Here is a 12,818-nt window from a genome sequence, read left to right as displayed (position 1 = left end):
TTTCTTAAGACTCCGTGTGGCAGATGGTGCCTGATCCAAGAACGATGTCACCATCCGCGTCAGGCAGGTACAGCACTGCTGCCTGGCCGCGAGCAACACCCTGAAGAGGTTCCTTGAGGTTAAGCACCATGAAATCAGCGTCACGATCAATCGTCGCAGAGCAGGAAACTACTCCACCGTGTGCGCGGACCTGGACTTCGCAATCGATCTGTCCGTCCATCGCTGGATGGAGGAACTTCAAACGATCGGCGTGGATGGTGCTGATCTTTAGGTTTTCGCGAGTACCAACGGTGACGGTGCCGGTCTTGGCATCAATATCGGTGACGTAACGTGGACGACCATCGGCTGCTGGAGCCTTAATGTCAAGGCCCTTGCGCTGACCAATGGTGAATTCATGGACACCAGCGTGCTCACGGAGCTGCGTGCCTTCCTGATCCACGATCATGCCCGGACGCATACCGATGTGCTTGCCCAAGAACGCCTGGGTGTTGCCATCCGGAATGAAGCAAATGTCGTAGGAGTCTGGCTTCTTTGCCACAGAGAAACCTGCAGCACTGGCCTCTTCACGGATTTCAGGCTTGATGGTATCGCCGACTGGGAACATGCAGTGCTCGATCTCATGAGCGCCAAGCACACCAAGCACGTAAGACTGATCCTTGTTGGGATCAACTCCGCGACGCAAGTAGCCATCTCCGCCATCAGCTGGCTGCGTTAAACGTGCGTAGTGGCCGGTAACGACAGCATCGAAACCAAGGGCGATTCCACGCTCAAGCAAGGCCGCAAACTTGATTTTCTCATTGCAGCGCAAGCATGGGTTTGGGGTTTCACCAATTGCATAGGAGTCAATGAAGTTGTCAATAACATCTTCTTTGAAACGATCCGAGAAATCCCACACATAAAATGGGATACCCAATTTATCGCATACGCGACGCGCATCAGCGGAATCTTCCAGGGAACAGCAACCACGCGAGGATTCTCGCACCGTTTGTGGATCCTGCGACAGTGCCAAATGCACGCCAACCACCTCATGACCTGCCGCGACAGCACGTGATGCTGCGACGGCAGAATCAACGCCTCCACTCATTGCTGCAAGAACCCGCATGATCTCCCCTCTACAAAGCTTTCTACCCATGTTTATTTAATTAATCTCAACACCGTAGCGTATCCGCATGTTCCCGAAATCCCGAATTTCTTTTAATTAGGGAGATTTCCCTAGGGACAAGGTTTATGATTCACTCTTCCCCTAAATCCGATGCGCGCATAAACATGCTGAAGTATTCCACCGCCGAATGTTTCTTAATGAGCACTCGGATAACCGCATAAATGCTCATACCTAGTTCATCTACGTCTTTGTTTTCACTGGAATTGACCGTGAAGCTGTATTCAATGAGCGATATTGTGCGATCGTGAATATCAACGCTATGTCAACCCAGCTTTTTTCGACTTCATATGGGTCTTCTACTGAGTGCTGTACCGATATTTCATGGTTTAAAATGCCAGGATTTTCTTTTAAAAACTCATTCGACAGTTCCGCAGAAATCTCTTGCGCTTGTTGAGTTGTGGAAAATACATAAAGTTGCTCCACATACTCCGTTTGTGCACTCATTGCCTTGATTCTCACATTCATGGGCGTTATCCATCCACTGGCATAGAAAGTTCTAAAGGATCTAACCCACAACAAAGGTTCTAACAGATCTAAATTCACGCTAGACTTCTAAAAGATCTAAAATCTAGCCAGGAAAGGTGCCTTTATGTCAGCTCGCAATCCATTCCGCCCAACTTTCGGCGTTTCCCCCACCATACTTGCAGGCCGCGACTCGCTTCTTCAGTCATTCAAGCTTGGCCTCGCAGAAGGTCCCGGCAGCCCTTTCCGAGCGCTCCTTATTTCCGGTTCTCGCGGCATGGGTAAAACCGTCTTATTAAATGAGTTTGAAGATGCCGCTTCATCTCAAGGCTGGATCACACTGCGTGCCTACCCGGATAACTCAATGGTTCAAGCACTCATGAACTCCGCAATCCCAGAGGCACTCCAAAAGCTAGATGGACCCCAATCCAAACGAATGCTCAGCAGCGTCTCAATTTCAGGAATCGCTGCAGTCACGACCATCGCGGATCCCACCAAAAAAGACCCCACCCCGACGCTGATTTCGCGGCTGCGCGAACTCGCCACCACTCTGCAAAAACATGGTTCTGGAATCCTAATCACTCTTGATGAACTCCAAAGCGCTGATGTAGAACAACTACACATCTTGGCCACGGCAGTTCAAGATCTCCTGCGTGATGATTTTGATATCGCCCTTGTGGCAGCTGGTCTTCCCGAAGGCATTGATAGATTGCTCCAGCATGAGGGCACCACTTTTATCCGCAGAGCCGAGCGCATCCTACTTAATCCTGTGAGCTACCAGGACTCGGTGAATATGTTTATTGAGACCACTGCTGAAGGCCAGCGTCAGATGGCTTCGGATGCAGCCGAACTCGCAGCAGATATCAGCAAGGGCTATCCCTACTCTATGCAGCTGACCGGTTCCCTAGCCTGGGCGCAAAGTACCCTTGATAATTCCGATACAATCCAGGCAACCCAGGTTGAGGCTGTTCGCGCTGAAGTTATTCGACGCATGGGTATGCAAGTCCATGAGCCTAGTTTGCATCATGTTCCCGATGGAGAGCTGCATATTTTGTACGCGATCGCCCAGCTCTCTACCGATGGCGAGATGGTATCCACCGGTAACATCGCACACCTCATGAATGTCAAGCCCAATGCCTTGTCAATGCAGAGAAAGCAACTTTTAAGTAGAGGTTTAGTGGAGGTTCCAAAATACGGTTATCTCAACTTCACACTGCCTTATATGCGCGAGCATCTACTGAGCAGCCCGCAACACCGCCCCATAGCTTAAGACCCCCAATCCCCTACCAACCCAAGAAAGTTTTTTCGTGGCCCGCAAGAAAAATAAGTCTGAACCATCTCGTTCCCAACAAGCTGCCAATGTTCCCATCGCTGGCACCTATGAAGGGGAATACTCTGTCATTGAATTGGAGGCAGATTCCTATACCGCCGATGGTTGGCTGATCAGTGTCAATGGGGTGCCCAGCTCACATATCGTGATGGGTGAGCCACAGGCATTGGAATTTGAGTACATGCGGTGGATCGCTACCGGTGCACGTGCGTTTATTGATGCCCATCAGGATGCGTCCAAGCTTCGCATTACTCACCTCGGCGGTGGCGCATGCACGATGGCACGGTATTTTGCGGATGTCTACCCACAATCGCGCAATACTGTTGTGGAATTGGATGCAGAGCTCGCGCGTTTAGCTCGTGAATGGTTTGATATTCCGCGTGCCCCACGGGTGAAAATTCGAGTGGATGATGCTCGCGTAGTCGCTGAGTCTTTCGCGCCTGAAAGCCGGGATGTCATTATTCGTGATGTGTTTGCGGGCGCTGTTACTCCGCAGAATTTCACCACGGTGGAGTTTTTCCAGCACTGCCACCGTGGTTTAGCACCAGGTGGGCTTTATGTAGCCAACTGTGGTGATCATTCTGATTTGCGCGGTGCCAAGGCAGAACTGGCCGGTATGATGGAGGTTTTCCAACATGTTGCTGTGATCGCAGATCCGCCAATGCTTAAAGGCAGACGCTACGGAAATATCATTTTAATGGGTTCGGATACTGAGTTCTTTAGCTCTACCAGCATCGAGGCTTCTGCGATTACTCGGGAGCTGCTTGGCGGTGGCGTTCCGGCTCAATACAAAGATGAGGATTGGGTGCGGAAATTCGCCTCAGGTGCGCAGCCTAATCACGATGAGGTGGCTACCCACCAAACGCCGAATGATACTCCACAATCCCCTGCGGAAACTCCGGAGCATTCAGGCATATAGCCATGAAGTACTCGGCTGGTGCATGCGGATAGACAAGGCCGGGCACGACCTCAAAACCGAAGCGTCGATAATAGCCCGGATCGCCCAAGAGCACGACGCCGGCAGCACTTTCTGCACGAAGCTGATCCAAAGCACTGCCCATGAGCGCAATGCCGACGCCCTGCTGCTGACGATCTGGACGCACGCTCACTGGTCCAATGCCGAACCAGCCGTGCGCACCACCGCCGATCAGCACCTCGGAGGCGGCAATATGGCCAATAACTTCGCCTTCAGCTTCAGCGACAAGGGAAAGGCTCAGCGCCTTTGCCGCACGAAGCTTATCGACGAGATCTTGCTCTGCGCCATCCGAATGCTCAATTCCCATAAAGGCCGCTTCGGTGACATCATAAATCGCACTGATATCGTGTGCTTCTTCTGCCCGAATGTGGAATGTAGTCATAAAATCCGAGAATACCAACAAAATAAAACCGGCATGATCGTACCGCTTCACCTCTCCAACCCTAGTCCGCACCCACACATTCATCATTTCCGGCACGATCATGCCGATTTTTATTGTTGAAGCTCAAATATACTTGTATACTACGGAAAACGGCACGATCATGCCGAAAATTGGATCCAGGAGATGTACATGAAAGCAGAAGAGATCGGAAGGGCACTACTCCACGGCCGTAAAGAACTCGGTCTTAGGCAAGGAGAACTCGCAGACTTGGCAGGGGTTTCCGAACGATTCATCCGCGATGTCGAAAAAGGGAAAACTACCGTCCGCTTAGACAAAGTAATCGATGTTCTTAGCATCCTTGGACTCGAGCTTTCCGTAGGAATTCATGATCCACTCAAGGTTAATCAATGACCCGCATCGCCGATATTTGGTTCCAAGACACCCTGGCTGCTCATTTCACTCGTGACGGCGACAAAACCACATTTTTTTACGCAAATGATTACACAGGCCCTCCGATTGCCACGTCCCTGCCCATCAGTTCTGCACCCGTAATTACTCGCTCCGGGGCAATCCCACCATTTTTCGCTGGACTGCTCCCCGAAGGTCGTCGCTTAAGTTCACTCCGAAGAAACATCAAGGCTTCTGCCGATGATGAACTTTCCCTCCTTCTAGCCGTTGGCGCTGACCCCGTTGGTGCAGTATCAATTTTCCACCATGGTGAGAATCCACAGCCTGCACAACCCACAGTTCAGTTTGATAAAGATCTCGATTTCTCAGCTGCGCTAAACGAGTCTGGAATCGCTGATCCCGTCGCACTCGCTGGCGTCCAAGACAAAGCCTCTGCACGTACCATCGCCGTCCCAGTTGCAAGCGATACCATCTTGAAACTCTCCCCGCCTGAATATCCTTTTTTAGTAGAAAACGAAGCAGCATGCTATCAATTGTTGGCCCAGAATAAGCTTCGCATTGGGCTTTCTAAAATCGAGGTCCTCCGTGATAAACACGGTAGGTCCGGTCTCCTAGTCCACCGCTTTGATCGCACACCCCAGGGCAAAATCCCAGTCGAGGATGCAGGACAAGTTCTGGGCATCTGGCCAGCAGATAAGTATTCAGTGAGCTATGAGGAAATCGCGCAGGCTCTCACCACAGTGTGTGCTTCCCCAATCTTTGCGATGCGCAATCTTGCCTTCCAAATCGCAGTCGCTTGGCTCAGCGGCAATGGCGATCTTCATGCCAAAAATATCTCCATCATCAACAAGGGCCGCGGATTCGAGGTCAGCCCGATCTATGACATTCCCTCCACCGCAGTGTACGGCGACACCACAATGGCCTTAGAAATCCAAGGATCCAAAAAGGATCTCAGCCAAAAGAAGTTCTTAAAATTCTGTGCATCCATCGGTCTACCAGAAAAAACTGCCACGTCGGTTGCACACGCGGCGCTGTTGGCTACAGAAAACGCTGCCGAAACAATTCTTGCTTCAGGAACTTTTGATACACGGGTAATTCGAGACCTCACTAGAGTTCTCAAACACCGTCGAAGCGCTTGGGGAATCTAATTTGGTGTTCACGGACCAAACCAGGTGACCGAAAACCCTCTATCCAAGTCTTCCTCGGTCGACTAGTTTGGTTAGCAAAGATCGAAACCAGCCCATATGACCAAGAAACTCCGAAAATTTAGATTCTTGGTCATATGGGCTGGTTTTCAAAAACCTCACATTGCGCTGAAAGACCCCACAAAGGCCATTAAGGTCTTCACAATGATCAAAAAATACTTATCCACCATTGCTGCAGCTACTATTGCAGGCTCTGTTCTTTTCGCCCCAACTGCTCAAGCAGCTTCTTCTAATTTCCCGGCCAATGACATGGTGGATCCCGCTGGACCTACCATGACTTCCACTGGACTTAACCGTGCTCAAGAAACAGTGCTTTTGCAGGGATTTTTTGGTGCGGTCATTCTTTCCACCGGCACACCTTATGTGGGTGAGTGCCACACTGTGACACTGTCGCATCAGCAGCTACTCTGTCCGATTGCAACAGACCTGCACTACCAGATATATGGCCGTTAAAAAGCCATTCCAGCAGTGCGAGCTCTAGTCACCACATCTTCAATCACAGCAAGTACTGCCTCGATTGATTCTTGCGTGGTTGTTCTGCCCAAGGTGAATCGAATGGCACCGCGAGCATCAGTTTCGGTAATCCCCATGGCCAATAACACGTGGCTGGCACGGTTCACGCCATTGGAACAGGCCGAACCAGTCGATGCTTCAATCCGCAAAGAATCAAGCAGCATGATCAGGCTATCGCCCTCCGCCCCAGGGAAAGACAGGTGCAAGTGACCTGGCAGTGCTGGTTCGGTGGTGTGGACTAGGACGTTGGGGATGCGCTGGAGAATGGCGTCGAGAAGCGTCTTTTTAAGACCGCTCAGGCGGGTGGCTTCGCTCTCAAGCTCTGCCACTGCTTCGCGCAATGCGGCTGCGGTGGCAGCTGCGCCGGCAACATCTAAGGTGCCGGGGCGGATGCCGCGTTCTTGGCCACCGCCGTGCAAGACTGCAGACGGTGCTGGTGAGCGCCTGGCTAGTAACAAACCGACGCCACGGGGTCCACCGAATTTATGCGCGGATGCCGCCAAGGTAGTGGCGCCGAGTTCCGCAAAATTAACCGGCAAATGGCCCACCACCTGAACCGCATCGATGTGGGTCGGTGTGCCAGAAGCTTGCGCTGCAGCGATAAACTCCGCAACCGGTTGAATTGCACCGGTTTCATTGTTTGCCCACATCATCGTGGCAACAGCAGCAGGTATCTCCAGCGCTGCCAAAGAAGACACTCGACCATCTGGACCAATCGGCAACAAATCCATCTCTGCCCCACCCAGAGCTAGAGCATTGACGGTTTCTAGAATTCCAGGGTGCTCAATCGGAGTTGAAACGATCCGATTAAGCGGTGATGCCTGATATAAACCCTGTACAGCGAGGTTATCCGCCTCAGTACCGGACGCGGTGAACACAACCTCAATCGGTTCGCAGCCCAGCAAAGAAGCAATCTCTTCGCGAGCAGAATCCGCAACGCTGCGTGCTTTACGCCCCGAACCATATTGGCTCGCTGGGTTTAGTGCCTGTGCATGTTCCATCCATGCGGCTGCGGCCACCTCACGCATCGGTGTGGTGGCTGCATGGTCCAGATAAAAAGTGTCCAAAACTCCTACTTGCGTTTGTTGATCTCTTCGATGAGCTGTGGAGCGATCTCAAAGAGGTCACCGACAACGCCAAGGTCCGCGATCTGGAAAATTGGCGCGTCCTCATCGTTATTGATCACAATAACCTTCTTTGCGGTCTGCATTCCAGATGTGTGCTGAATTGCGCCAGAAACGCCAAGACCGATGTAGAGATCTGGGGAGACAGTCACACCAGTTTGGCCAACCTGGTATTCGCCTGGGTAATAGCCCAAATCAACTGCGTCACGGGTAGCGCCAACAGCGCCGCCAAGAGCATCAGCAAGTGGTTCGACAAGGCTGCGGAAGTTTTCTTCGCTTCCCACACCACGACCACCGGCGATAACAACCTTTGCCTGAGGCAATTCTGGTCGCGCACTCTGGGTGCTTGGGGTGAAGGAAGTGATGGTGACATCCTTCGCGGTGGCACCTGGAATTTCCATGACTGCCACAGCACCAGCGGCAGCAACAGCAACGCCCTCAACAGCACCTGGGCGCAGGGTGTACAGCGGAGCTGCGCCACCAACTGCTGCGGCAACCTGGATGGTATCGCCGAAAATGGACTGCTGAGCAGTGCGATCAGCATTAATGCCCACAACATCAGTGAGCACACCAGAGGCCAAACGTGCAGCCAGACGGCCTGCAATTTCATTACCGCTCGCAGTTGCTGCGATAACGATTGGCCCTGGGTTGTTAGCTGCAAGCATGTGCAGTGCATCTACTGCAGGCAAGATCAGTCGGTTGGAAGCACCAGCAGCTTCAGCAGAAACGACCTGAGCAGCACCCCAAGTGCCAAGTTCTGCAGCGACAGCAGCGCCCGCACCTGGCTCGCCAACAACAACAGCAATGACATCGCCGAGTGTACGAGCAGCGGTGATCAGTTCAAGAGTTACTGGTTCTGGGCGGCCATCTAGCTGCTCAACCAGCACATAAGAAATAGACATGGTAAATGTTCCCCTTTGTGAAGATAGTGGCTAGATCAGGTTTTCAGAAGCGAGGAAATCAGCAATCTTTTGCGCAGCTCCGGATCCGCCAATGACATCACCTTGAACACGCTCTGGACGATCCGCTGCAGAAGTCACCGCAGTGGCCGCGTGCGCCAAACCGACCTGCTCTGGAGTAACACCGATCTCAGCCAAAGTGAGCTTTTTAATCTCAGCTTTCTTCGCTGCCATGATGCCCTTGAAATTAGGGAAACGTGGCTTATCAGCCTTATCGGAGATAGATACAACCGCTGGAGCCGCAGCTTGAAGTTCATAAGTGCCGCGGTTATCAATGCGGGTGGCAGTGATAACAGAGCCATCAATCTTTAGCGCAGAGAGATTGCTCAGCGCAGGAACCTGGCGGTATTCCGCCAACACGCCTGGCAGCGCACCCATCGCACCATCAGAAGAAGCAGAGCCAGTCACGATAAGTGCCACGTCTGGAATGGTGTTGATAGCGTTATTCAACGCCCATGCAGTGCCCAAAAGATCGGATCCTGCTAGAGCATCATCGCTAAGATGAACGGCTTCATCCGCACCCATCGACAAAGCCTTACGCAATGCTTCCTCTCCGCCAGCTGGGCCCGCACTGAGAGCAACAACGCGGTAAGCGGCATCCGGATTGGATTCCCGCAAGCGCAGTGCCTGCTCAAGGGCAAACTCATTAATCTCATCCAGGACCCGATCCACACTTTCACGGTCCATGGTGAAATCAGCTTCTAGAGTCCTCTTAGACCAGGTGTCTGGAACATTTTTAACCAGAACCACGATTGTGGACATCCACACTCACCTTTCAATTCACGATTTTTGGCGTTGCCCGCCCATAATACGCGGGCTTCGCCCATTGCTTTTCGACGCCCACTACCGTCGGCCCTTAGTATCTCTGCGAATCCACGGCGGCAGACTAATCAGTCTATAAACTCTAGACTAAGCAATTCAGTGCGCTGTGCACAATTCTGGAGGTCATTTTATTAATGATGCTTATGCCCATTGGCGTGGCCCACACACCAGTGCCACTCCCCGACTACCAATGCGAGTGATCACCACCGACATTGCTTTAGTGCCCTTCAACTGTAATTTTTTACGCAGCTGATCTGGATCCACATCCACGCCACGGACCAAAATCTCCACCGAACCTGCACCATGAGCAGCCATGGCAGATTTCAGTTTCTTCAACGGCACTTCTTCCAGGAAAGGAAAACCACTGGTTCCAGCAGGGATCCTATTGCCGGTGAGATAAGCAATACGCTCATCCAACATCCACAACTGTTCCCGTACCGCATAGTGGCGCACCAACCCGGCGCGCACGATGGCACCGTCTGGGTCAATGATGAACTCTCCTGGTGCTGCGGCAAGGTTTTGTTCTGGGGCATCGTCTAAGAGATCAGTCACGCGGTCTACGTGTCCGTCTTTGATGATGACGGCTTCTCGGGTCTCGCCATCGCTGAGATCTGCGCTATAGAGGCAGGCTTCTTTTACTCCGCCCTCTACGCTTGCCACACTGACCAGTCCGGACCATTCGGAGAAATCTAGTCCGGGTGCGCATTTGACGGCGATTGGTTGGTTGCTCCAGGCGTCGAGAAGCGAAGGCAGGGGCGGCAGGAGCTGAGCCGGATTGGTAATGCGCTTGCCCCCGCTACGTCTGGCGGGGTCCGCAATGATGACATTGGCGCCGGTGCTGGCTGGTGTCAGCGCATCGGCGCGGAATACTAATGCTTTCTGGCCTTTGAGGTTATGTGCAGCCATCAGCAGGCGTGAATGATCTAGATCTGAGCCCAAATAGCGCAAGCCAGCTCCAATGATTTCATGCCCTTCGGTACCGATAGAACAGGTGACATCATGGACCACAGCGTTGCTACCTAAAGCAGTGTGAAGCCTGCGGGCGCGTTCGGCTGAAATTGCTGGCGGGGTAGTTTGCTGAGCCGATTCCTGACACATCAGCCACTGCTGCGGCAGCTTCCCCTCCGCGCTGCGCCGAGCTGCTGCTAGTTCTGCAACAGCCCGACCGCAATCACCAAAGTGCTTGCGGAGCCTGGCCACATCGGAAATCATGGTCTTCTTATTGAGGTCAAGATTGACGGTAGCCTCAACGATTTCCTGTTCTGCCTGTGCCAGGAAACGCACCTCATCTGCACTAAAACTCATGACTGAACCTTAAACCACACATCAGAGTTAGCACATATAACGGGTAAGTTAGAACCGTTCTTTCCGCAATGCTTGATAGAACTCCGCATACCGAGGATTATCAATAGCCTCATTAAACATCGGCTCGACTGTAATATTTTCCGTGAACTCCATGAGCTGCGCCACAGTACGAAATTGTGAGAGCTCAAACAGCGAAGCCCAGGTCGGAATAACTAACCTGAGCAACCCGGCGCGCCACCCATCAAGAATGAGCCGTGCCGGGAAATAGCCAGTTGAAGAAGCCTCAGAAGTATCTCCATCAACCCATTGCCCCTCTGGTTCTTCGGCGATAAAAGAAAAAGTATCAAACTGCCCCTTATTGCCCTCTGGGCTCACCCACCTGGCAAAAGGGACAATCAGATCACTACGAATGGCAAGGTTTTCTTTTTGCAACATATCCGTGAGTGAAATTTCATGAGTTTCCAACTGCGCACGGTAATCATGAAAATGGCTGGTATCTTTCACCAAACCAGAACCATCCGTATATTCAGCAAGCAGCGTTCCAGCTTCTTCAAAAAGCTCCCGAATGGCAGCAAAAACCAAGGCATAAGCTACATGCGGTTCCACACCCAAACGAAGAGCCCAGTCCTCGGCACTAGGCCCCCTCCACACTTCTTTCCCATGCCCATCCGCAAAATCTCGAGAATCTACTCCCCCGCCTGGAAACACAGTGGCACGAGGAAAGTTTGCCATGGTTGACACACGCTCCTGAATGTAGACCTCTACATCAGACTGTCCATTGATGATCCTATCCCGAACTAGCAGCACCGTTGCGGCTAGTCTCCTTCCACCAATGCCCTGCATCACCATTGCTGCACCCTGACTTTCTGTAAAGCTTGTTAAAGCCTCGCGTGAAGCAATTCCACACTAAAACTTCTGTGACCTAGTCTATGGATTCTGTGCCCAGTCCGCACGAAAATGTGTGATCTAATCCTCATTACTTGAATCTGCAGTGCGTAGATTTGGTACGTGGGTTAAGGATTTGAGGCAGGGGCTGGGAGCTTTCTCAAGTTCGACTTCACGCGGTCGACTTCTCAGGAGCGACTTCTCAGGTTCGACTTCAGTACGATTTTTCAAAATTTCCTAGTGAAGTCGTTGTTAAGAAGTTGAACATAAGAAGTCGCTCCTGAGAAGTCGTTTATGCGAAGTCGAACTTACCCCCAACGATCCCAGCGGGTTAAGCCCTGTGGCTTCTAGCTGTACGCACCCTGCGAGCAAAGTAACGCTCTCCAATGCGGTCTACCTGAATGGGCTGGTGGAAGGCCTTGGATAGATTCTCATTGGTCATCACGGTGTTAATCAGTCCCTGTGCCACGACTCCGCCTTCGTCCAGCAGCATGGCATGGGTGAAACCGGCAGGAATTTCTTCTACGTGGTGAGTGATCATCACGATGGCGGGTGCGTCAGGATCCATGGCGAGTTCGCCGAGGTAACCAACGAGATCTTCACGTCCACCAAGGTCCATTCCGGCGGTTGGTTCATCAAGGATGAGTAGTTCTGGGTTTGTCATCAAAGCGCGTGCAACGAGGACACGTTTGCGCTCGCCTTCGGAAAGAGTGCCCCAGGTGCGGTCTGCTAAGTGCATGGCGCCAACTTGTTCTAGGATCTCGGTTGCTTGGCCAAAATCCATTTCGCTGTATTCTTCGCGCCAGCGACCTAAAATGGCATATCCTGCAGAAATAACGAGGTCGGATACTTTTTCCTCACCTGGGATGCGGTTGCCTAATGCGGAAGAGCTCACACCGATCATGGAGCGTAGATCACGCATGTCAGTTTTGCCGATTTTTTCTCCCATGAGGCGAGCGTGACCGCCAGAAGGGAATTCCTCAGCCGCAGCCATGCGAATCAAGGTGGTTTTTCCGGCACCATTAGGTCCGATAATTACCCAACGCTCGTCCAGCTCAACTTGCCAATCAAGGGGGCCGACGAGGTTTCGTCCGTCTCGTTTGAAGAACACTCCTTGAAAATCGATGAGTAGATCTTCATTGAAGTCTTCCGGTTCCAGGCCAACAGCTGGAATAGGGGCAGGAGCGGAGTTATTAAAGGTGTTAGTCACACCTCCTATCTTGACTGATTTCTCCGCTTCCGTGTGGAAGTGACACAGCTCCATTAAGCTTTCGTTAGGAGACAT

14 protein-coding genes are annotated in these 12,818 nt (G+C 52.1%); 5 read left to right on the top strand and 9 right to left on the bottom strand.

Annotated elements, in window-relative coordinates:
• Positions 1-4: 4 nt before the first annotated feature.
• Both mnmA and ccrud_RS05955 read right to left on the bottom strand, forming a co-directional pair.
• Positions 5-1,102 carry a tRNA 2-thiouridine(34) synthase MnmA gene (gene mnmA / locus ccrud_RS05960; protein ID WP_066565298.1) on the bottom strand — a complete coding sequence of 366 codons (1,098 nt, stop codon included), beginning with the start codon at positions 1,100-1,102 and terminating at the stop codon, positions 5-7.
• Between the two features lie 240 nt (positions 1,103-1,342).
• Positions 1,343-1,606 (bottom strand): hypothetical protein, encoded by a 264-nt coding sequence (locus tag ccrud_RS05955; RefSeq protein WP_245670385.1) that lies wholly within the window; start codon positions 1,604-1,606, stop codon positions 1,343-1,345.
• A 145-nt stretch (positions 1,607-1,751) separates the two neighbouring features.
• On the opposite strand from ccrud_RS05955, the gene ccrud_RS05950 reads away from it, so the two are divergent.
• Positions 1,752-2,894, top strand: a complete 1,143-nt coding sequence (locus tag ccrud_RS05950) for an AAA family ATPase (protein WP_066565297.1) — start codon at positions 1,752-1,754, stop codon at positions 2,892-2,894.
• A gap of 37 nt (positions 2,895-2,931) precedes the next feature.
• Positions 2,932-3,873, top strand: coding sequence for a spermidine synthase (locus ccrud_RS05945; RefSeq protein WP_066565296.1), 942 nt, complete (start codon positions 2,932-2,934; stop codon positions 3,871-3,873).
• On the opposite strand, the gene ccrud_RS05940 is transcribed toward ccrud_RS05945, so the two are convergent.
• Positions 3,806-4,312, bottom strand: coding sequence for a GNAT family N-acetyltransferase (locus ccrud_RS05940; protein ID WP_066569620.1), 507 nt, complete (start codon positions 4,310-4,312; stop codon positions 3,806-3,808). The genes ccrud_RS05945 and ccrud_RS05940 overlap by 68 nt on opposite strands.
• Before the next feature lie 189 nt (positions 4,313-4,501).
• Here ccrud_RS05940 and ccrud_RS05935 point away from each other — a divergent pair, with 189 nt between their 5' ends.
• The 3 genes from ccrud_RS05935 (at position 4,502) to ccrud_RS05925 (ending at position 6,378) form a co-directional block, all read left to right on the top strand.
• Positions 4,502-4,723 (top strand): helix-turn-helix transcriptional regulator, encoded by a 222-nt coding sequence (locus tag ccrud_RS05935; RefSeq protein ID WP_245670384.1) that lies wholly within the window; start codon positions 4,502-4,504, stop codon positions 4,721-4,723.
• Positions 4,720-5,868, top strand: a complete 1,149-nt coding sequence (locus ccrud_RS05930) for a type II toxin-antitoxin system HipA family toxin (protein ID WP_066565294.1) — start codon at positions 4,720-4,722, stop codon at positions 5,866-5,868. Before ccrud_RS05935 ends, ccrud_RS05930 begins: the two co-directional genes overlap by 4 nt.
• A gap of 201 nt (positions 5,869-6,069) precedes the next feature.
• The gene (locus ccrud_RS05925; protein ID WP_066569619.1) at positions 6,070-6,378 is read left to right on the top strand and encodes a hypothetical protein; all 309 of its coding nucleotides are present in this window, start codon (positions 6,070-6,072) and stop codon (positions 6,376-6,378) included.
• Here ccrud_RS05925 and ccrud_RS05920 read toward each other — a convergent pair.
• From ccrud_RS05920 to ccrud_RS05895, 6 genes are all read right to left on the bottom strand, one after another.
• Positions 6,375-7,505: a cysteine desulfurase family protein gene (locus ccrud_RS05920; RefSeq protein WP_066565293.1), complete on the bottom strand. Its 1,131-nt coding sequence runs from the start codon at positions 7,503-7,505 to the stop codon at positions 6,375-6,377. The genes ccrud_RS05925 and ccrud_RS05920 overlap by 4 nt on opposite strands.
• Positions 7,506-7,510: 5 nt before the next feature.
• A complete protein-coding gene (locus ccrud_RS05915; RefSeq protein ID WP_066565292.1) occupies positions 7,511-8,464 on the bottom strand; it encodes an electron transfer flavoprotein subunit alpha/FixB family protein in 954 nt (317 codons plus the stop codon).
• A gap of 30 nt (positions 8,465-8,494) precedes the next feature.
• Entirely contained in the window at positions 8,495-9,283 is a 789-nt protein-coding gene (locus ccrud_RS05910) for an electron transfer flavoprotein subunit beta/FixA family protein (protein ID WP_066565291.1), read from the bottom strand.
• A 201-nt stretch (positions 9,284-9,484) separates the two neighbouring features.
• On the bottom strand, positions 9,485-10,648 hold the full coding sequence (locus ccrud_RS05905; protein WP_066565290.1) for a THUMP-like domain-containing protein: 1,164 nt from the start codon (positions 10,646-10,648) through the stop codon (positions 9,485-9,487).
• Positions 10,649-10,696: 48 nt separating this feature from the next.
• Positions 10,697-11,497 carry an NUDIX hydrolase gene (locus ccrud_RS05900; RefSeq protein WP_066565289.1) on the bottom strand — a complete coding sequence of 267 codons (801 nt, stop codon included), beginning with the start codon at positions 11,495-11,497 and terminating at the stop codon, positions 10,697-10,699.
• A gap of 367 nt (positions 11,498-11,864) precedes the next feature.
• Complete coding sequence (locus ccrud_RS05895) at positions 11,865-12,752, bottom strand: ABC transporter ATP-binding protein (protein ID WP_074025593.1); 888 nt, start codon at positions 12,750-12,752, stop codon at positions 11,865-11,867.
• Positions 12,753-12,818 lie beyond the last annotated feature (66 nt).

This window comes from Corynebacterium crudilactis (assembly GCF_001643015.1).
Lineage (GTDB): Bacteria > Actinomycetota > Actinomycetes > Mycobacteriales > Mycobacteriaceae > Corynebacterium > Corynebacterium crudilactis.
This window is presented reverse-complemented; position numbering and strand designations above follow the sequence as displayed.